This is a genomic window from Psychrobacter proteolyticus (genome assembly GCF_003350005.1).
Classification (GTDB): Bacteria; Pseudomonadota; Gammaproteobacteria; order Pseudomonadales; family Moraxellaceae; genus Psychrobacter; species Psychrobacter proteolyticus.
In genome coordinates this window covers 68,946-90,711 of the sequence record NZ_QLKS01000002.1, presented here as the reverse complement: position 1 = coordinate 90,711, position 21,766 = coordinate 68,946, and the positions used below count along the sequence as shown (strand labels likewise).

The window sequence follows — 21,766 nt, the reverse complement described above, 5'->3', positions numbered from 1 at the left end:
CTACATCTCTACTTGATAATTCTGCTATCGCGCCATGTCTGTTCAAAATATGGCATAAAAATACGATACCCATATTTAAAATGAAAACATGATACTCTAATTCTCCAACGACATGACGTCTCAGTCCAGCGAAAAATAATCATTTTGATAGCGTGGGCGATTATAACTGAATAATATACAGACACGAACCCTGTCTTTAGCAAAGTATCATTCTCATCTTATACTAATGATTATATGCTAAGAATGACGCGACAAACATGTGTATCAAACGGATGACAACTAGTAGATTAAGCATCACGTTACAATACGCAACACCCCACAACAATACAAACTGATGTACTGATACTGAGGTAACGTCATTAGGGTATGCTACTGATATGTTGCTAAAAAACGGTTTTGACTCACAAGATATCTACACATAAATCAATATTTTATGTGACTTTTGTTTTTTTACCGATTAACATATGACCATTAAATAAAGACAAGCGAGTGTAATACTGAATGAATAAACAATCGATATTATCTATAGCTTCTGTGATAGCAAATACTGCTTCAAAAGTTGGGATTGCAGGACTGATAACGTCTGTTGCTATGCTGTCTCAAGCTTCTAATGCTGCGAATAACTCTGGCACTACCATTCCGCTAGACATGTCTGGCATCAATATCACTAAGCACGAAATTGCGGTGATGCAGGTACTATCAGAGATATGCCCACCAATGCTAAATGGTAAGCAAAAACAGCGGTTCTATAAGTCGTATACTGTACAGCTGCATGAGCTAATGCCTTCTCTAGAAGATCCAAAAGCAGCTATTCAATACCTATCCACACAGCAAGACTATCGCCAGATATTGCAAGGTATTCGTAGTTGGACAATGGGTTTCTCAAAGCAAGAAAATAAAGCACTATGTGAAGATTTGGCAAACGCAGAATACTAAAAAATTAGTTAGCTAGACTCAACTATTAGTGTCGTCTGCTTAACTTATTAATAATAGTATTGCTATTAATGATAATAAAATAAAAGCTCTGTACTCTTTATAACATCGGTTAAGCAAAGTTTATCAGCTGATTGTCTAGGTATCTGTAGCATCAAAGCTTGCTGTCACTTTACTTGTTATTCACAAGCAGTGCAGCAGGCTTTTTTGTGAGCGTTGAATCTTCTATTATAAAGACAGTCAGATTGTAGTCACAACAGATACATGATAGGTCTTCATTTTTCTTTTCAAACTTGCCTTATTTTTACATTTATCGATTCCCCATCGGTGGTCATTTTGCTAAGATAAGGCGTTAATTTTATGTCTATTGTGTAGGCGTTACTATTTTCGTTGATACATTATTTTAAACACTGCATTTAAGACATGCTGCTTAAAATAATGTATGGAAATAGGTACAACACATAAACGATAGATACATTTGGTTCCATGATGCGGTGTAATGATATATGACAGTAAAGCGTGTAAAAAATCAGCTGGTACAGTTGGTAGTTGGTGTAAGTATCTCGATGAGTGCAGTAATGGCAAACGCAGCCATACAACCACCTGAAATGGACAATACTGCCTATGTGTTGATGGACTATAACACTGGCGAAATTTTGGCTCAAAAAAACGCTAATGAGGCGCTGCCGCCTGCATCTCTGACTAAGATGATGACCAGTTATATCATTGAGCAACGCTTAACATCAGGTGACCTGAAAGAAGATGAACAGGTATTGATGAGTCCAAACGCATGGTGCCGTGGTAGTAGCAGCCAATCTTGTATGTATGTGCCCGTGAACAAAACCGCCAGCGTCATTGACATGCTACGCGGTATTATCATTCAATCAGGTAATGATGCATCAAAAGCCATGGCTGAACATATTGCTGGCAGCGAAGACTCGTTTGCAATCTTGATGAACGAACAAGCGCAAAAAATTGGCATGGAGAACTCTAATTTTGTCAATGCTACCGGTATGCCTGATGAAGGTCATTTAGCATCTGCTTTGGATTTGTCTAAACTCGCTCGCGCTATTATCAAGAACAGCGGCGATTACTATAGTATCTACGCAGAAAAAGAGTTCACTTATAATGGTATTACCCAAGGTAACCGTAATGCTTTGCTCATTACTGACCCAACCGTTGATGGCTTAAAAACGGGCCACACTGATGCAGCAGGTTACTGCTTAGTGGCATCAAGTAACCGTGAAGGCATGCGTTTAATCTCTGTCATTATGGGTACCAAGAGCCAACAAGCTCGCGCTGATCAGTCACGCGAATTACTTAACTGGGGCTTCGGTCATTTTACAACGGTTACTAAAGCACCTACTGGGCAATTCGTCAGCAAACTTCCAGTATGGTTTGGAGAAGCCGATGAAGTGGAGCTAGCAACTGGTGACAACTTGCAAATTCTGACCAGCAAAACACAGAAAAATAAAATCACCACAGTAGTCGATATCCCTGAAAGCTTAGAAGCACCGATCAAGAAAGGTCAGGAAGTTGGTAAAATGATGGCTGTCATTGATGGTAAAGCGGTAGCCTCAGTTCCCATTATCGCAACTAATGATATCGAGCAGTCAGGCTTTATGAGCCGTACTTGGGAACATATCGTACGCTGGGCAAAGAATCTTTTCTAAGAGAGACTTTAAAAGTAATTCTAGCTAAAACTGTTTAAAAAAAAGACGCCTTAAAATGGGCGTCTTTTTCTTTTTATGCCTGCTTTAATATATAACTTTCTTGATATTAAAAAGCAGAAAAGTAATATCCAGTAGAATAAATAAGCCTAACTAGGAAAACCAAGCTTCATAAAAACAGCATTATATCCAAACTAACCATTGCTTCAATAGGTCAGTCAATGCCCTTTCTTTATGTGTAGCCACATGACAATAGTCAACACCAGCCGCTTTTAATCCATATTCAAAATTATCTATATAACGTGCACGATGCTGCGGATACCAATATATTAGTAGTGCTCGATGCTCACTCTTGTTGCCTTCTTCACTTTCGTACTGACGAATACGTTTGGCTATCAACTCGGCTTTATTAGGAAACACATCTTCAGCAAACATTACTATATCGACTTTATTGTTTTTCATTTCATCTATGATTAGTTGCATATCCTGACGACAAATAATCGTAGCACCTAGATACTCCAATTCATCTAATAAGGAGCCTGTCTCATGATAGTAATAATAAATAATCGTTAGGCCAGACAATAAGCGCTGCTGTTTTGATTGCTGTTGGTTGGGCATTGCTATGGTCAGCGTAAACTGTGTACCTACGCCAAGCACACTATCAACATCAATCGTAGCACCCATAAGCTGCGCCATTTGCCTAACGATTGGCAAGCCAACCCCCGAGCCTTCGTACTGGCGAGTTTGCGAAGAATCCACCTGAAAGAACGGATTAAATATATCGTCTAGGTGCTCATTATCGATACCAATACCTGTATCTTTCACGCTAATCTGCCACCTATTACTCTTGTTAAAATGTGTTAGTTGCGACGTAATAGTAACTTTCCCGACAGGCGTGAACTTAATCGCATTATTGAGCAGTATCGATAGTATCTGATGTATTTTCTCTGAGTCACCGTAGAGACTATGGTCTATATGATGAATATTACTAATCAGCTCTAACCCTTTTTGAGTAGCTATATTTTCAAACTTGGCTAATAGATCAGCGATTAACTGTAATGGATTAAACTCATTTTTATGAATTCTTATCTGACCTTTTTGGATCTGGTTCAACTGTATAATATGATCTAAAGACAATACCAATTTATCACTGCCACTACTGATAATCTCTACTGCGTCTTTTTGCTCTCTGCTGAGAGTCTCATAATCTAACAGTTGTAAACCGCCTACAATTGCATTCAATGACGTTTTTAACTCGTGAGAAATCATGCTTTGAAAATTGTGCAACTGCACATCTAACGACACATCTTTATTATGTAATTGCTGTTCAAAAGCCGCAAGGGTTTCATAACCTTGCCTTGCTTCTTGTAATCGATTGAATAACACAATTAATGCTTTCTTGATCTGGGTCAGTTCTTGGAAATTGAATTGTTGCGGAATAACTGGCAACTGCTCTACATTAGAGTTACTTATAACAATGTCACAAACATCGGTCAATGCTTCGATATCTTTAACTGGCCAATTAAGTTTTCGGAAAATGTAAAAAGCAAAAATAATAATCAGCACAACTGTTGTTAGCCATAACCATAGGATATTTTGGAACCAATATAAACGAATCAACTTTACATCTATCGTAATATTAATATAACCAATTAGTATACTATTTTTAGTGGTCTTACCAGCCGACTCATCTGGCGCTGATGACTCGCTCATAACATTCGATAGAACCATTGCCAACTGTTGATTGGTATCAGACTTATTAGATGTGACACTACCGGCATCAATACCCTTACTAACTACTGGATAGTTAAAACTGACAGTATGCGCAAACAAAGCGTTTTTCCAATCATCAAGCGACTGATCTATATCTTCAATCGGCTCAGAGGTTGAGTAAAATACAATACTCTGAATAGTGGGCTCATTCTCTAACAAGATATTAACTTGCTTAGCCACAACCTGTGCCCCATCTGCAGTGGATGCACTAGTCGTTAGTAATGCTGCCAGTTGTTGGATATGGTGGTTTTTCTCTTGATAGTAATGTACTAAGCCATAAATAAAAGGCAACAAAAAGCCTGCCAGCACTGCCAATATGACAGCTTGTATGACAGAACGCCAGATAAGCATATGGATGGTTTGAGACGAACGCTTGTTCATATCACTCTACTAAGTCGCGGGTAGCTTTCGTTTATAGTACAAGTGTTTTGAAGATGTGATAAGTAAAACATTTGAGTATTTTTTGAAGTACTAAGCAAGATAGATACCTATGAGCTCAACCTATAGAGTATTAATAGAAAAATGTCATCACACTATCAAGCGGATGACATTAACTATAAGCCAATAGACACTAAAATTAACGAGGCTTTTTATCTTTGGTAGTAAATTTCTGTGATCTATTACGCTCACGTTGACGCAATTGCTGAGCTTTAGCTTTAGTCGGCGTGTCGCTCTTATTCGCATATGGGTTATCATTTTGCTTCAAGATAACGTTGAGCGGTGTGCCTTCTAACTTAAATACTTGACGGAACTGATTCTCTAGATAACGCTGATAGCTCTTAGGAAGCGCACTGGTTTGGTTACCATGAATAACAATAACGGGTGGATTGTGACCACCAATATGCGCATAACGCAACTTGATACGACGACCAGCAACAGTTGGTGGCGGATTGGCCGTCACCGCATCTTGCAAAATCTGGGTCAAACGGTTGGTCGATACTTCGAACATCGAAGATTTGTACGCACGTAAGATAGACGGATATAAATTACCAACGCCTGTACCATGCAGTGCTGAAATCAAATGTATTTTTACATAAGGAATAAAGCTAAAGCGGCGATCCATTTCAAGCTTGATATAGTCTCTTTGATCTTGTGTTAGACCATCCCACTTATTGATCGCAACGACCAACGCTCGTCCAGCGTCAAGCGCATAACCAATCATATGCAAATCTTGATCCACGATACCTTCGTGAGCATCAATAACAATCACGGTTACGTTAGAATCTTCAATCGCTTGCAAGGTCTTGATGACAGAGAACTTTTCTACTTTTTCATCGATTTTACCACGGCGACGTACACCAGCAGTGTCGATCAAAACATAGTCGCGACCTTCACGCTGATAAGGAATATAAATACTATCGCGCGTCGTGCCTGGCATATCGAATACCACTACTCGGTCTTCGCCAAGCAGGCGGTTGACGAGCGTTGATTTACCCACGTTTGGGCGACCGATAATGGCAAGCTTCAAGCCTCTTGGCTCTACTATGTTTTCTTGCTCAGGCATATCAGCTGTTAGCACTTCAAGCAAGTTACCCACACCGCGACCATGACTGGCTGCCATCGGATACGGCTCGCCCAATCCTAGTGCATAAAACTCAGCAGGTGCTGCATCATGTACACCGTCAACTTTATTGGCAACAACATAGACAGGCTTGCCTAACGTATGCAAGAATTTACCAATTTCAGCATCAGCGCCAATCATACCGGCACGAGCGTCAACGACGAATACAATAATATCTGCTTCATGGATCGCTGTATGCGACTGCTCAGACATATAGTCATCGATATTACCGCTACCGTCGTCAGCTTCACCGATACCACCCGTATCTACAACGATAAAGGATTTATCTTCATAAGTTGCATCACCGTACTGACGGTCACGAGTCAATCCTGAAAGGTCAGCGACCAATGCCTGCCGACTTTTTGTGAACTGATTAAATAAGGTGGATTTACCGACGTTTGGACGACCAATTAAGGCGACCACAGGCTTGATACTCATGGGTTACTCTCAGTGAAAGGCACAATGACGGGCAGTACAGTTATTCTTATAACCAGTGACATAACAATAGTAATAGATATGCTGCAATTGACCGTGAATTAAAATGAATGATAGAACAATAGCAAAAATAATAGATGGCTATTTTACGATTAAAAATAGTATATAGGATGGCTTCATTATACATATTATACATAAATAAGTAGTATATATGGATAGCACATCGGTCGCATAGAGTACGCGAAAGCCTGTGTTTAAACAAGCAATTTACACAAGGCACTAAACGCTGACTAAGCAGCGTTTGTGTTTCATAAATGACAATCAAGAATAGGCTTAAAGGCTATATTAAAATTTGTTAATCACCGATAAGCACCTATCCGTATAGTTATTAGCGTACTAACTGCCAGATAGCAACTTGTCCTGACGTACTTTGAGTCATTAAACGGCTACCTTGTACTTGCAAGTTGGTCAACGCACCTTTTGTCTCTACACGACTAACGATGCTACCCGTAGCAGGGTCAAACAAATGCACTACGCCATCGAAATCACCAATGGCGATATAGTTGCCAAGCATCACAGGATTGGTGAGATCACGATAAGCCAATTCGTCACTTTCCCATAGCGTCTCGCCACTGTTGCGATCATAAGCAACTACTTTGCCATCTAGACTAGTAGCGATAACTTGCTGAGTATTTACCGCCAGTGATCTGAGGCTCGCAATTTCATTGACGAACATCACCTGACGCGAAGCCAAATCAATCCCTAATAGCTGACCACTATAGCTGATCGCAAACAACTGATTTTTATCTACGATAGGTTTACCATCGACATCGCTCATGCGCTCAACTTCACTACTACCAGCACCTACGCCAACACGTCTTGACCATAGTGGAAGACCGTTATCAACAGTAATTGCATGCAGACGACCATCAGCTGTCGCCAAAAGTGCCGTCTCATTGTCTAATAAAGTCGGCGCAGCACTACCGCGAACGCTGATAGCAGGTACTTGAGTTGCGAACTGCCATACTGACTGTCCAGTTTGCAGCGACAGACCATGTAAGAAACCATCATTCGCTGATAATACCACACGATTATTGGTAATCAGTGCTGGCGTCAAAACCGAGCCTGATAACTGCTGCTGCCAACGCTTTGCACCAGTCGTGCTATCAAACGCCATGACCTTGCCACTACGAGTACTAACGATAGCTGTCTGGCTCAATGCATCTACTGCAACACCGCCGGTGATTTGGTCATCAACATTGATTGACCATATGCGCTCGCCTGCGCTATTAAAGCCTGACAGTTCACCACCGCGTGATGCAGTAACGATTTGACCATTGGCATAGCCAACTTGCAAATCTAGCGGATCTTTTTTGCTGGCTTTTTTGTTGCCAACATCTGTACTAAAAACAGGCTGTAGTACGCTAATCGGCTGAGCGACTTGTACCAATTTTACCGGATCATTCACGACCGGCTTAATACCGCGATTACATCCAATCACTGCCGTGCTCATTACTGCCAGTACGGCCACATGCATGACTGTCTTTTTGATAGTCTTGGTGTTTAATATTTTGCTAGAGCGAATAGATTGAGTCATTGTATGTTCTCACTACAGATAAATTATTATTAATTGGTAAATTGGCCAACAGCAAATTAGTAATCACTAGGTTATATTAAAAAAGAGCTTTGGATGATTACCAACTCTCAATACTATACTACTGACTTAATATCTAGCCTACTGACTTACTGCCCTGCTTCGGCAGCGACTTCATTCGAGGTATCCATCACTAGCGACGGCTCTTGAATAAGACTGGTTTGCTCAGCAATCGGCTCAGCAGTGATACCTAAGCTTTCCATCTTTAATGCCAATACTGCACGCGTTTCTTGACGGCTACGTAATAGCTCCCACGCATTGTTATAAGATTTAATCGCTGAATCTTTATTATCTTGCGCTAAGTAAATATCTCCTAGTAGCTCCTGCTGACTTGCTTCAAACGAGCTTGGCATGTCATTGTTTGCTTCTGACAGGGCAGCATCTGTATCGCCTGCGGCCAACAGCGTTTTTGCATAGCGTAAACGAGTAATTGCTTCTAAACCAGCATCACCCAAATCGATGGCCAATGCTTTTTTGAATGTCTCAGTCGCTGCTGCAAAGTCATCATTGTCTACTTGTTGACGTGCTTTTATCATCAGCGCTTGCCATGCATAAACCGACTCACCGTGCGTACTGACCAAAGTATCAATATCTTTGTCTAGCTGGCTACGACTCTGGGTCAGCGCTTCTTGAGCTTCTGCTTCTAAATCTGGGTTTTGCGAGGACAGTTTGACCTCTTCGTTTAGCTGCTGAATATCAGCATATTGATCGGCAGCGACGGTATCTACTCGCGCATGGTTGTTTTGCCAGTATGTCCAGCCAAAGTAGGCGGCCAATGCTAACAAAATCGCAGTAACGATATAACTACCATATTGCTTTAGCGCTTGCATGGAGTTATCTGCATTTGGCGAATTAGGTGTCAGAGCCATATATATTTACCTGATAAAATTTACATTAAATTGCTAGTGCGACAAACAAAGCTGATTAGTCAAAGTCAATTAGCGACGAGAAAAGTTATCTGTATTTGATAACCAATCTTGGGCGACCGTCTTTTGCTCACCTGTCTGCATGTCTTTAATGCTAATCGTATTATCATCCAGCTCTTGCTGTGCGATGATGACTGTCAATGCCGCGCCTGACTTGTCTGCCTTCTTCATTTGCGCTTTTAGACTAGTGGCACTGGCCATCTTTACTCGTACATCTGGACGACTGTGACGTAAGTTCTGTGCATAGCTTATGCCAGCACCATATACATCAGGATGGGCCACGACGAATACATCACAAGCAGGTATGTCAGCAATCGGTGCAACCGCTTCTATCAGTAGTAATAAACGCTCAAGCCCCATTGCAAAACCAACACCAGGCTCAGATTTGACTGGTTTGCTACCATCTGTACCGATTGATTTTAATTGCCCTACTAGCCCGTCATAACGACCACCCGCACAAACGGTAGCTTGGCTTCCAAGCTTATCCGTTACCCACTCAAATACTGTTTTATTGTAATAATCAAGGCCACGTACTAAGTGCGGATTGATTTCAAAATCGATATTAAGCACAGTCAGATAGGCTTTGACCTGCTCAAAATGCGCCACACTCTCTTCACCCAAGAAGTCAGCAAGCTTTGGCGCATTTGCCAATACTGCTTGCGTGCTCGCTTCTTTGCTATCCAAGATACGTAAAGGGTTAGTCGTTAGACGACGTTTGCTGTCTTCGTCTAGCTGCTCTTTTTTATCAGTCAAATAAGTAACCAATGCTTCGCGATAAGCATAGCGCTCATCAAGCTCACCCAAACTGTTTAGTTGCAAACGCATCTCATTATTGAGACCTAACTCTTGCCACATCAGATGAGTCATCGCAATCAGCTCAGCATCAGCATCTGGTAGTGCACTACCGAAGCTCTCGACACCTAACTGATGAAACTGGCGATAGCGGCCTTTTTGCGGGCGCTCGTAGCGGAACATTGGACCGATGTACCAAAGCTTGGGCGTGTCACCGCGTAGCAAGTTATGCTCGATAACTGCGCGTACTGCTCCAGCTGTGCCTTCAGGACGCAACGCTAACGGCGTTGGCGGCTCAGATTTATCAGTAAAGCTGTACATCTCTTTTTCGACGATGTCAGTCGCGCCGCCAATAGCACGCGCAAATAGATCCGTTTGTTCAACAATAGGCAAGCGAATATGCTCGTAACCGTACCTACCAAGTACATCAGCCAATATCGCTTCTAAATGCAGCCACTTTGCTGATTGGTCAGGCAAAATATCATTAAAACCTTTGATAGCTTTGATCATGGTACGGTCGTATCCTTAAATGTTTAACAGGTATTCTATTATTGTTTTCTATATATTCAAATAAGCGTCATATCTAATTAATACTGTGACGATATAGCCTAACGTATTAATCTATTCTATGGCTTATTTTACGCGAATGATTTCATTCTCACGTTTTTTTGCCAAGTCTTCTGCATGGGCGCGAACCATACCTTCTATTTCATCGACCAGATTACCTGTATCGATAAGGTGGCTTTTTTCACCCATACGATAGACCAATGATCTAGGGGCAGCACCAACGATACCGATATCGGCCTCTTTTGCTTCTCCTGGACCATTCACCTTGCAGCCGATCACAGATAGATTCATCGGTTCACGAATATCTTCTAAGCGAGACTCTAACGCTGTCATTACTTTAATCACGTCAAACTCTTGACGCGAGCAGCTTGGACAGGCGATAAAGTTTACGCCGTTCGAACGAATATTAAGCGATTTTAAGATATCAAAACCAATCTTAATCTCTTCTTCAGGCTCCGCCGCTAATGAGATACGAATGGTATCGCCAATACCGTCTAGCAATAACCCACCTAGCGCGATAGCAGATTTGACAGCGCCCGTACGATAGACACCCGCTTCCGTCACGCCCAAATGTAATGGATTATCAATTTCCGCTGATATTAAGCGATAGGCATCTAATGTTAGAAACACGTTACTGGCTTTAACAGATACTTTGTACTGGTCAAAGTTAAGACGCTCTAAAATATCGATATGGCGCATTGCCGACTCTAGCATTGCCTCACCAGTTGGCTCAGTATACTTTCGCTGTATGTCTTTTTCTAAAGAACCAGCGTTGACGCCAATACGAATAGGAATATTATGATACTTGGCGCAAGCGACCACTTCACGTACTTTGGCATCGCTACCAATGTTACCCGGATTGATACGTAAACAATCAGCGCCCGCTTCAGCAACGGCCAAAGCGATTTTATGATCAAAATGCACATCAGCGATCAAAGGCACGCTTACCAGTTTGCGAATTTCACCAAAGGCTTTGACCGTATCCATCGTTGGCGTTGATACGCGCATCAAATCTGCACCAGCTTCGACACAACGCTCGATTTGAGCGACAGTCGCTGCTACATCACAGGTATCAGTATTGGTCATGCTCTGTACGCTAATTGGTGCATCACCACCAACCGCGACATCACCGACATAGATTTTTTTGGTCAGACGACGATTAATAGGCGATGGCATTGACATACATAAATCCTTAAATCAAAAATAGAAAAGCCCTAGGACTTTGCACATATAATATAAATTAGCTAAATCAATATACGCATGAGTGCTTTATTCACATGTGGCACTTATACGACTGACTACGGTGCTAATTCAAAAGTGGCTTGCTTATCCGTTGCATAAGTATCTAACGCAACGGCTTGTTGATTGAGCATCAAGCTAACACTGTCGATATTATCAATTTGCACGTTAAACGGTGGCATACCTGACAATTCATAGTTACCCGCAGACTGAGAACCGCTTATTAAACTGTTTCCAGAAGCATCTGTTATGCTAACCACAGCGTCACTTGTCAATACAAGGTTGAGGTTAGCAGTTGTTGCAGCATCACCTAGATTCAATGCAGAGCCAGAGGCACCAACGCCACTCACATCACTGTTGATGGCAGCGCCTTGAGCTTGCTCTATTGCTGACATATCTTCCACAGCAGATACAGGTTCTTGGTTGCTTTCCTTGCTAGCGTTACTCACCATGCGGAATAGGAACACCGCCAAGACAATCAATCCGATAACACCTATGATCAATAAGGGGTTGAAACGGATGCGGTTGTGAGTATCACGCTGCAAAGTTCCCATTGGGCGCAGCGGTGTATCGATATTGCTAGCTGATTTGGCCTTTAACTCATTAGGATAAGCGGCATCGAAGCTACTAGCGATTTTTGCTGAATCTAAACCCAAATATTTGGCATAGTTAATCGCAAAACCACGAGCAAACGCAGCCTGTGGTAGCTCAGCGAAGTTTTCACTTTCTAGCGCCTCTAGATGACGCTTTAGAATAAACAGCTCGGCTGCCGCAGCTTCTAAAGTTACTTGCTTATTTTTGCGGGCTTGCTGCAACACGGCACCAAATGATCCCTGAGCGTTAGATTGAGTGTTAGATGATGGGGTGATCATTTCCATGGTGCCTCTGGATTGTTAAGCCAAGTCTTAAGTTGTTTTGCTTCATCACTTAGCGGGTAAGCGGATAAAAGCTGCTGTGCCAATTGCTGGCGCGTCGTTATATTATTTTGTGCTGCTGCAAGCTTGATACCTTGTAAGAGCAAGCGCGGGCTAATACCCTGCCCCTGCACCAATATCAGCGTCTCATCATACAGTCTCTGTGCCTGCGGTACACGCTGTTGCTGCAGCAGCAAATCTACCAATTCGATATGAGCAATGATGCTGTTACGATTGCCATCGAGTGCGCGTAAAAATGCTTTTGAAGCGGCACTATTATCACCTAACTGTAGATAAGTGCGACCTAGGTTTTCTAGCGCGCCAATACGACCTTCATAGCCTAGCGACGCCCCTGCAATCTCAAACTGTTCTGCTGCTTCACGGTAACGCTTTGTCTGTGACAGATACACGCCATAATTATTGTGTGCTTGTACAAAGTCTTTATCTAGCGCGATTGCTTTTTTGAAGTACTCATCAGCTTTGGCTAGATTGATACGGCTGCCTTCTTGCTGCAACAAAACGCCCATCATATCATAGGCTGGCGCATAACGGCTATCGGCAGCAAAGGCTTTTTCAAGCTGCTGCTGTGCAGTATCTAGCTCGTTTTTTCGGATATATTGCGCGGCAAGTGAGGTACGCACACGAGCGATTTCCTGCTGATCCAAATTTCGATCATTGCTAGCGCGCGTAGATGTTTGATAAGAAGAATTGCCTAGCAAATCATTAGCCGGTGTGGTCTGACAGCCACTTAATACAAGGACACCAAACACTGCCGACAGCACTGCACGCTTTGGAAAAGCGGTTTGCGCAGCACTGATACTCGACTGCTGATAAAATTTAGAAAATGATTTTTGATATTTGAACTGACAAGAATTTTTAGAAGTCATCATAGCCGCCATCATAAAACTGGGATTCAATGCGTTCGATCTTCGAGGCCTCAGTTTAATAGATTTAACCCCTATAAGTACAATTTAGTTGTTATTAATTGCCGCGTTCTGCAATCTTGACCGTCATTGCTACATTTTCTTACCGTTGCGACAGACAAAAGACAGCTAAAAAGCTATATCAGTCAGATATCGCGCTTATCCTCTAAAGAACTACTAAACGCTTTCACGATCTTTGATGCTCTGCTGCCACGCGGCTGAGCGTCTGGTACGATCGGCGACTTGTCCAACTAACTGACCACAAGCAGCATCGATATCATCACCACGTGTTTGACGAATCGTACAAACAAAACCGGCTTCACTCAATATATTACTAAACGCATGGATACGGTTGTTGCTTGATTTGTCATACGGTGCATGCGGGAATGGGTTGAACGGAATCAGGTTGATCTTACTTGGTAACCCTTCTAATAGCGCAACCAACTGATGGGCATGCTCATTGCTATCATTGACCCCATCAAGCATCACATACTCAATCGTAACGTGCTTCTTATGACGTGGATTAACATCATAGACATAGTTTTTTGCCGCTGCAATCAGCTCTTCTAACGGATATTTCTTGTTAATTGGTACCAACTCGTTACGCAGCTCATCATTTGGCGCATGCAGTGAAATAGCCAATGCCACATCGATATCTTGTGCTAGCTGATACATTTTCGGGACGACACCAGAAGTCGATAACGTGACGCGACGCTTTGATAATCCATAAGCATGATCGCTGAGCATCAACTCCATTGAGCCTACTACAGGTTTGTAGTTCAATAGCGGCTCACCCATGCCCATCATCACCACATTGGTGACGTTATTTTCCCACAGGCTATGGTCGACGTTTTCTAAACTTTCATTTTCATCTGTCATATATGACGCATTAGCGACCCATAACTGACCGATAATTTCAGCCGCACTTAAGTCACGCTCAAACCCTTGTTTGCCCGTACTACAGAAGCTACAGTCTAGTGCGCAGCCTACTTGCGAAGAAACGCATAATGTCTTACGACCATTTAACTTACTATCATCTGCAGGGATAAGCACCGTCTCAACCAACGAGCCACCAGTGACTTCAAATACCCACTTACGTGTACCATCATCACTATATTGACGATGAATCACTTTGGGCGGTACCACACAAGCATTAAGCGACAATTTGTCTCGCAACGACTTACTCAAATTGGTCATTTGCTCAAAATCTGTCACGCCATGCTGATAAATCCACTTAATCACTTGAGTTGAGCGGAATGGTTTTTCACCAATACTCTTGAAGTAATCAGCTAGTTGCGCTTGCGTCATACCCAATAGATTGGTTTTGGCATGTGCCTCATCTACTAGCTTAATGCTATCAGTAATCTTAGCAGGTACGTGCTGAGTAGGTGCTTGAACAGTTGACATAATAGGTAACCTTTTTGCAGAAGCTTAGATAAGCGGTGCAATTATTTATATGGGCTTTGCCATACATACATAAGTGCATGAGCAATCCGCTATGAGCGCAGTTTTCTAACTTAACAAATACTAATTAATAAATTAGCAATTGATAAAAACATGCTGATAAGGGATTGATAACGCTAAGTAAAATCAATAATGAGGCAAGTCATTAAGAATTTCAATGAATAATATAATCACAGAACTCTAAAGCAGATACAAGGCAGCCAACTGCAGATTGTACAAGTAGTACATCCAAGGAGGGTAACGCCCTAGCAGTTTAGTAACTCTTGGACTATAGGATTATTATAATAGCTAAAACGGCCTATACCCATAAGATATAAGCCGTCTCGCAAACCAACTATACACAATCAATGTTGTAAATAATTCGTCTATAGTCAATCAAGTATAGAACTCATACAGGTAAGATCAGTCTAAATCGTAGCTGTCTTATTATAGCAGTTACCTCAAACAAATCGAACGCCGTAAAAGCTTATAGCTGGTTTACTATATTAGCGTGTACGTGCACAAACTTCATCATCGCTGAAGAAGTAGCTGATTTCACGTGCTGCTGATTCAGCTGAATCTGAACCATGTACTGCGTTTTCGTCGATGCTGCTAGCGAAGTCAGCACGGATAGTGCCTTCAGCAGCTTCTTTTGGGTTAGTTGCACCCATGATTTCACGATGCTGAGCGATAGCGTTTTCGCCTTCTAGTACTGATACCAATACTGGACCTGACATCATGAAAGATTTTAGGTCGTTGTAAAATGGACGCTCAGCGTGCTCAGCATAAAAACCGCCTGCTTTTTCATCATCAAGCTGTAGCATTTTAGCTGCAACAATTTTTAGACCAGCTTGTTCAAAACGGCTATAGATAGCGCCGATGTGGTTGCCAGCAACTGCGTCAGGTTTGATGATAGATAAAGTACGTTCGTTAGCCATGAGAAGCTCCTAATAAATGATAAATTCAATAAAATATGAAAAAATTAATGCGTTGTTTTAGCTTTAGCCACAATGTTGACTTGGACTGTTTTACACAACTCATGGTATATCAGTGTATAACCATAAGCGCCAACATCGGATTGCTGCCTATTATAATGATTAAGGCCATAAATGATAGGGTTAATTTATGACCATACCTTGCATAAAAGTAAATTTATTGTGCATTAGTCGTTGATAATGCTATAAGTTCTGACAAAAGCAAAAACCCCAACGCTCAGCATTGGGGTTTTTTTATTGATACTAAAAACTATTTAATCAAGTTTGTAGTAAAAACTAAGCGTCGTACGGATCACGCAGTACGATCGTTTCTTCGCGATCAGGACCAGTCGAGATAATATCAACTGGGCAACCAATCAGCGCTTCGATACGTTTGATGTATTTTTTAGCGTTTTCTGGAAGCTCATCGTAGTTAGTGATACCAACGGTAGACTCGCTCCAGCCTTGCATCGTTTCGTATTTAGGCGTAACTGACTCGTAGAACTCAGCATCATGCGCGCCTGCACACTCAGTCTCAGGTAGGTTGTAACCTACACCGATTAGCAACTCTTCAAGACCATCTAGTACATCAAGTTTGGTCAAGCAAATACCTGACATAGAGTTAAGTACTACTGCACGGCGTAATGCTTCTGCATCGAACCAACCACAGCGACGGGCACGACCAGTCGTCGCACCAAATTCATGACCGACTTTGGCTAAGTGAGCACCAACATCATCAAACAATTCAGTTGGGAATGGACCACTACCAACGCGCGTAGTGTACGCTTTGGTGATACCAAGTACATAGTCTAAATACAATGGACCGATACCTGTACCAGTTGATACACCACCAGCTGTTACGCTTGAGCTGGTTACAAACGGATAAGTACCATGGTCGATATCAAGCAGCGTGCCTTGAGCACCTTCAAACATTAGGTTTTTGCCAGCCAGACGTAATTGATTTAGGTCTTCAGTTACATCAGTAACCATACCTTTAATCTCTTCTTTCCACTCTTTACAAAGTTTAAGTGTCTCATCAAAATCAATTGCTTCAACTTTATAGTACTCAGTCAGTTGGAAGTTATGGTATTCGATTAGGTTACGTAGTTTTTCTTCTAGATCTTCACGAAACAAATCAGCAAGTTTAATCGCACGACGTGCTACTTTGTCTTCGTATGCAGGACCGATACCGCGACCTGTTGTACCGATTTTACCAGAACCACGCTTGGCTTCACGAGCTTGGTCAAGTGCCACGTGATAAGGCATGATAAGTGGGCAATTAGGAGAGATACGTAGACGCTCACGTACTGGTACGTTGTTGTCTTCTAGCTCTTTCATCTCTTTTAGTAGTGCATCAGGTGCTAAGACCACGCCATTACCGATAAAGCAAGTAACGCCTTCACGCAAGATACCTGATGGAATCAAATGCAAGACAGTGGTTTTGCCATCGACAACCAACGTGTGACCAGCATTATGACCGCCTTGGAAGCGGGCTACTGCTGAGGCTTTTTCAGTAAGTAAATCAACGATTTTACCCTTACCTTCGTCGCCCCATTGGCTACCCAAAACTACAACATTCTTACCCATGATCAATCCTTACCTTTATGTATTGAGGTGTGTGCAATAAAATCTGAAAAATTAAAATGATTTTCTTAGCTATATCTTTTTATCTCAGTGATTCACGAAATAGAAACACTGAGATATCTAACAAATAATTTTACGTTCTCGTAATCTGTACTGAATAATTTTGACTACGTGTGCCGCGTGCGCCATTCAATAGCCTACTGTCAAACAGTTAAACAGTTTGTAGCTGCCATTGACTGTCATCAGCCATGCTCAAACGATGCGTAACATCATCTGGACTATCCTGTGCATCTAACGGCACAGTGACGCGATAGCCTTGCTGACGTAGACTCTCTACTTGTTGCAGTAGCGTCTGCATCTCATCTGTATTTGCATTAGACAAAGCAGTAAAATCAACCAAGACAACGGTTGTCGCATCTAACTGTGTATGAGCCAGCAATCGGCTGACATCCATACTAAAGCCTGTGGCCGCACGTAACGCTTGCGTTTGGCTTTGCATACCATCAAAACGACCACCACGTACTAGTGGCTGCGTTTCGCTATTGATATAACCATTGAAGACGATGCCAGTATGATAGTGATAACCTGATAGCTCAGTCACATCAATACTGACTGGGCACTGCCATTGGTCTTGTAGATAGTTTTTCAAACGCTGTAGCTCATCAATTGCCGTTGCGATTTGGCTGTCTTGTTGCGCTGCATCTGATAATTTAGCCAATAGGTTTGCGATATCATGACCAAAGCGTGCCAACACATAAAAATCATCACCCATTGGCAAAGCGCGGCAAACACGCTTAAGCTCTGGCAGGTTTTTATTGGCATATAAGTACATCAATTGCTCAGTATCACTGTCTGACAATTCCGCCAATTCAGCCAAGCGCTTAAATATCGCTACGTGACCCAAATCGATATGAAGCGCTGCACTCATATTGAGTTTATTTACCATCGTAAACAGCACGTCTATCAGCTCAATATCTGCTGCTAGTGACGCACAGCCAAATATCTCAGCACCTAACTGTAGCGGCGTACGTGAGCCGAATAGACCTGATGGTAAGGTATGTATCACATCACCAACGTAGCAATAACGCGCAATACCGGTACCGCCATGATGCGCATCTATACGCAAGATTTGCGGGGTAATATCAGCGCGAACGCCCATTAGGCGACCCGTCAACTGATCGATAATCTTAAAAGTTTGACGCTTAAGATCTTCTGATGCATCACTTAGTAAAGATTCGGTGAATTCAATCATCGGTGGACAAACCAGCCGATAACCATGAGTAATAAGCTGCTCGATTAACTGATGTCTAAGCACTTCTTGCTTATGCGCATCTTCAAACAGGACATCAACCACCCCATCAGGCAATAGCCAACTATTGGCAACATCACTGCCAAAGTTACTCAAATATGGCATGCGATTGGGTGCAGCATTATTTTCAGCAGGCTGAGACACTGTTTCGTTGGTAGAATTTGGCTGGGCAGGTTTTGCAGAATCAGAACTAACAGACACAATAAATCCTTGTTTGGCGTATCGCTTACCAAAAACGCGGTACTGATGCGGTACTTAAAAGGTGATTTGCCGGGTATTGACGCTGTGTATGTTTATTTTTAACGCGCAACATCATTGACCCAATTATTTATAAACAAACCAGGTAACCGCAAAAGGGTGAATAATAAGTATAATTTAGAATGATAAGACGAGTATCTTTATGCGCTAAAAAATTGCGACAAATAATCAAGGCACTTTATGCTTTAGTTTAGCATAGCACTCAAGGTTCGCCTAGTGACAATTGGCCACAATCACTATCTAATTACAGTTCAATTGCTGCTTATTAGCTTAGCAGATGTAACAGTTATCGTTGATATATTTGGCTCAATATTGGGCGAATAGCCGAGAGGTTTATTTTTTGTTAACCATAAGATAATGAGTGTGATTACGGCAGCGTCATCAACACAGACTCATGATACACTAACACATATTTTTATCTCGGAAGCCTTATGTCATCTGATTACCACCCAAACCCTGCGATCAACCAAACCAATGTCTTAGGCACCGCACTTGCCAGCTGTTGTTTCGATCCAATTACTGGCTATTATCGCAATGGTTTTTGCCATACTGGCAACCATGATGTTGGTCAACATACCGTTTGCGCTAAGATGACCAGCGAGTTTTTAAACTTCTCTGCCAATCGCGGTAACGACCTGATTACCCCACTACCTGAATACAACTTTCCTGGTCTCAAACCTGGTGACTACTGGTGCATCTGCGCGCTACGTTGGGTTGAAGCATTGGACTTTGATATTGCACCGCAAATCAAACTAGAAGCTTGTCATGAGAGTCTATTGGCATTGGTAGATATCGATACCCTAAAAAGCTATGCACTATAGATAGTATTGACACACGATAAAACCGTAACAGCGTTCACAGCATATTTGGATTATTGAAGTTTTTTATTATATGACAGGAAAGTATATGGAAAATGATAATAATCAATTGATTAAAAAAACGGCGCATATTGCGCCTGATTCCAATATGGATCATATCTACGCCAATATGAATGACAAGCATCTCTATTTGGACGATGATGATAGCTATATTTATGGTGATGTGGACGCCACTACTGAAGATACTATTGAGACTATGACGGTCTACGATCCTGACTCTGAACGCTATGAAGATATTGATTCATCAAGCGCAGGTGAAGTGGTCAATTGCTACGCTTACTCACGTAAAACAGGTGAGAACCTTAATAGAGTGGCGCTCAATGATGTGAGTCGTACGCTAGGGAACAACGGTCAATTTATTTGGCTTGGGCTATATGATCCAAGCTTAGAAACCATGGTCAAAGTAAAAGAAGCCTTTGACCTGCATGAGCTAGCGATTGAAGATGCCTTTGCTGATCATCAACGTGCCAAGGTCGAAAACTACGATAATGACATGGTTTTTGTGGTGCTACGTACGGCCAAGCTAGAAGACAATGTCATTCGTTATGGTACTACTGCGATATTTATGGGTAAAAACTACCTCATTACGATTCGTAATGGCCCGTCAAACTCTTATGCGCCAGTACGTGAGCACTGCCATCGTCGCCCCGAAAAGCTACGCATGGGCCCTATCTTTGTACTGCATGCTATCCTTGATTTTATCGTTGATAACTATATGCCGATTACCGATCGATTGGGCCGTTACTTGCGCGAGCAGGAGCGCTATGTATTTACCTCTGAGTTTGATAAAGGTACGCTAAAAAACCTCTACGAGCTTAAATCTCAACTGGTACATATGCGCGCCATTATCTTACCTGTGCAAGACATCTGTAGCTTTTTTATCAATCATAAAAAGAGTGAGATTGTCTCTGGTTTTTCTCAAGCCGCTAAGCCTTACTTTCGCGATGTCAACGATCACCTGTTGCATTCACTAGATGCTATAAATGGTCTCAATGAAATGCTGAGCGTGGTGATGAATACCTATATGGCGATGGTCAATATGGGTCAGAATGAAGTGGTCCGTAAGCTCGCGGCATGGGCAGGTATTTTAGCAGTACCAACAGCTATCGCTGGTATCTATGGCATGAACTTTGACTTTATGCCTGAGCTGCATTGGAAATACTCTTACCTTATCATCATGACCATTATTATCGCCTTATGTAGCTATCTGTACTATAACTTCAAAAGATTAAAATGGTTGTAATACCAAACGCTAGGCATAAAAAAAGAGCAACCACTGGTCGCTCTTTTTTTATGTTGCTATCTTTTTATATTACTATCTAACTATTCACGGCGATGCTTGGTATGGCTATCGGGCGCTTGCGCATTATCAGGCAACAATGCTTTAACCGTTAGGTTTGCATGCTGCTTATCAAGATTGTCTTCTGGACGACCAAACGTTTTTGCTGTCCAAGTTAATACTACGATAGAGCCACTTAATAGCATGATGGCCACAGAAATTGTCGCTAGCAGCCATAAATGGAAATAGTCTGAAACTGCCTGTACATCAACCACCAAATGTCGTGACAATGCCGTTATGGCAATAAATATCAAAAACTGTACTGGCAGACGGTGGGTTTTAAAGTAGATGCCTATCATGGCCAGTAGCTCAAGATAAATAAATAACATCAATATGTCTTTTAGATCCGCTGAGCCTTTTTGAATAATACCAATGAACTCTTTTCCTGCGGTCCAAACGACAACCACACTGATTAGAAATAAAATAACGTAATGACAGACATCGACAAACTCTCTACCAATACCTTGTAGTCGCTCATGAACACCTACGTTTTTTTTAGCCATGTTTAGGTCCTATCAACTGAAATGTGGTTGATTTAGCCTGAGTTTATGTTACCTCAGGCCCCTTATATATCGGCAATCAGTATTCGTATGA

Annotated in this window: 17 protein-coding genes; 4 read left to right on the top strand and 13 right to left on the bottom strand. The window is 42.0% G+C overall.

The window, feature by feature from the left end:
* Positions 1 to 501: 501 nt before the first annotated feature.
* Both DXK30_RS04935 and DXK30_RS04930 read left to right on the top strand, forming a co-directional pair.
* Positions 502 to 936: an MCR_0457 family protein gene (locus tag DXK30_RS04935; protein WP_114700758.1), complete on the top strand. Its 435-nt coding sequence runs from the start codon at positions 502 to 504 to the stop codon at positions 934 to 936.
* A gap of 503 nt (positions 937 to 1,439) precedes the next feature.
* The gene (locus DXK30_RS04930) at positions 1,440 to 2,606 is read left to right on the top strand and encodes a D-alanyl-D-alanine carboxypeptidase family protein (protein ID WP_114700757.1); all 1,167 of its coding nucleotides are present in this window, start codon (positions 1,440 to 1,442) and stop codon (positions 2,604 to 2,606) included.
* Between the two features lie 180 nt (positions 2,607 to 2,786).
* On the opposite strand, the gene DXK30_RS04925 is transcribed toward DXK30_RS04930, so the two are convergent.
* From DXK30_RS04925 to DXK30_RS04870, 12 genes are all read right to left on the bottom strand, one after another.
* Entirely contained in the window at positions 2,787 to 4,757 is a 1,971-nt protein-coding gene (locus tag DXK30_RS04925; RefSeq protein WP_114700756.1) for a sensor histidine kinase, read from the bottom strand.
* Between the two features lie 196 nt (positions 4,758 to 4,953).
* A complete protein-coding gene (gene der, locus DXK30_RS04920; RefSeq protein ID WP_057759046.1) occupies positions 4,954 to 6,375 on the bottom strand; it encodes a ribosome biogenesis GTPase Der in 1,422 nt (473 codons plus the stop codon).
* Positions 6,376 to 6,760: 385 nt separating this feature from the next.
* Positions 6,761 to 7,969 carry an outer membrane protein assembly factor BamB gene (bamB, locus tag DXK30_RS04915; RefSeq protein WP_114700755.1) on the bottom strand — a complete coding sequence of 403 codons (1,209 nt, stop codon included), beginning with the start codon at positions 7,967 to 7,969 and terminating at the stop codon, positions 6,761 to 6,763.
* A 146-nt stretch (positions 7,970 to 8,115) separates the two neighbouring features.
* A complete protein-coding gene (locus DXK30_RS04910) occupies positions 8,116 to 8,895 on the bottom strand; it encodes a YfgM family protein (protein ID WP_114700754.1) in 780 nt (259 codons plus the stop codon).
* A gap of 69 nt (positions 8,896 to 8,964) precedes the next feature.
* Positions 8,965 to 10,254, bottom strand: a complete 1,290-nt coding sequence (hisS, locus tag DXK30_RS04905; RefSeq protein ID WP_114700753.1) for a histidine--tRNA ligase — start codon at positions 10,252 to 10,254, stop codon at positions 8,965 to 8,967.
* A gap of 123 nt (positions 10,255 to 10,377) precedes the next feature.
* Positions 10,378 to 11,493 carry a flavodoxin-dependent (E)-4-hydroxy-3-methylbut-2-enyl-diphosphate synthase gene (gene ispG / locus DXK30_RS04900; RefSeq protein WP_114700752.1) on the bottom strand — a complete coding sequence of 372 codons (1,116 nt, stop codon included), beginning with the start codon at positions 11,491 to 11,493 and terminating at the stop codon, positions 10,378 to 10,380.
* Between the two features lie 116 nt (positions 11,494 to 11,609).
* Complete coding sequence (locus DXK30_RS04895) at positions 11,610 to 12,428, bottom strand: helix-turn-helix domain-containing protein (protein ID WP_390178023.1); 819 nt, start codon at positions 12,426 to 12,428, stop codon at positions 11,610 to 11,612.
* The gene (gene pilW, locus DXK30_RS04890; RefSeq protein WP_227670800.1) at positions 12,419 to 13,354 is read right to left on the bottom strand and encodes a type IV pilus biogenesis/stability protein PilW; all 936 of its coding nucleotides are present in this window, start codon (positions 13,352 to 13,354) and stop codon (positions 12,419 to 12,421) included. The genes DXK30_RS04895 and pilW overlap by 10 nt, the downstream gene beginning before the upstream one ends.
* A 210-nt stretch (positions 13,355 to 13,564) precedes the next feature.
* Positions 13,565 to 14,794 (bottom strand): 23S rRNA (adenine(2503)-C(2))-methyltransferase RlmN, encoded by a 1,230-nt coding sequence (rlmN, locus tag DXK30_RS04885; RefSeq protein ID WP_057759033.1) that lies wholly within the window; start codon positions 14,792 to 14,794, stop codon positions 13,565 to 13,567.
* Between the two features lie 542 nt (positions 14,795 to 15,336).
* The gene (gene ndk, locus DXK30_RS04880) at positions 15,337 to 15,768 is read right to left on the bottom strand and encodes a nucleoside-diphosphate kinase (RefSeq protein ID WP_057759031.1); all 432 of its coding nucleotides are present in this window, start codon (positions 15,766 to 15,768) and stop codon (positions 15,337 to 15,339) included.
* A 333-nt stretch (positions 15,769 to 16,101) separates the two neighbouring features.
* Complete coding sequence (locus tag DXK30_RS04875; protein ID WP_057759029.1) at positions 16,102 to 17,391, bottom strand: adenylosuccinate synthase; 1,290 nt, start codon at positions 17,389 to 17,391, stop codon at positions 16,102 to 16,104.
* 208 nt (positions 17,392 to 17,599) lie between these two features.
* On the bottom strand, positions 17,600 to 18,898 hold the full coding sequence (locus tag DXK30_RS04870) for an ATP phosphoribosyltransferase regulatory subunit (RefSeq protein ID WP_114700749.1): 1,299 nt from the start codon (positions 18,896 to 18,898) through the stop codon (positions 17,600 to 17,602).
* Positions 18,899 to 19,386: 488 nt separating this feature from the next.
* Between DXK30_RS04870 and DXK30_RS04865 the strand changes: the two genes are divergently transcribed.
* The gene (locus tag DXK30_RS04865; RefSeq protein WP_114700748.1) at positions 19,387 to 19,776 is read left to right on the top strand and encodes a DUF2237 family protein; all 390 of its coding nucleotides are present in this window, start codon (positions 19,387 to 19,389) and stop codon (positions 19,774 to 19,776) included.
* A 145-nt stretch (positions 19,777 to 19,921) separates the two neighbouring features.
* Positions 19,922 to 21,076, top strand: coding sequence for a magnesium/cobalt transporter CorA (gene corA / locus DXK30_RS04860; protein ID WP_390178026.1), 1,155 nt, complete (start codon positions 19,922 to 19,924; stop codon positions 21,074 to 21,076).
* Positions 21,077 to 21,156: 80 nt separating this feature from the next.
* Here corA and DXK30_RS04855 read toward each other — a convergent pair whose 3' ends face one another.
* Entirely contained in the window at positions 21,157 to 21,675 is a 519-nt protein-coding gene (locus tag DXK30_RS04855; RefSeq protein WP_114700746.1) for a phosphate-starvation-inducible protein PsiE, read from the bottom strand.
* Between the last annotated feature and the right edge of the window lie 91 nt (positions 21,676 to 21,766).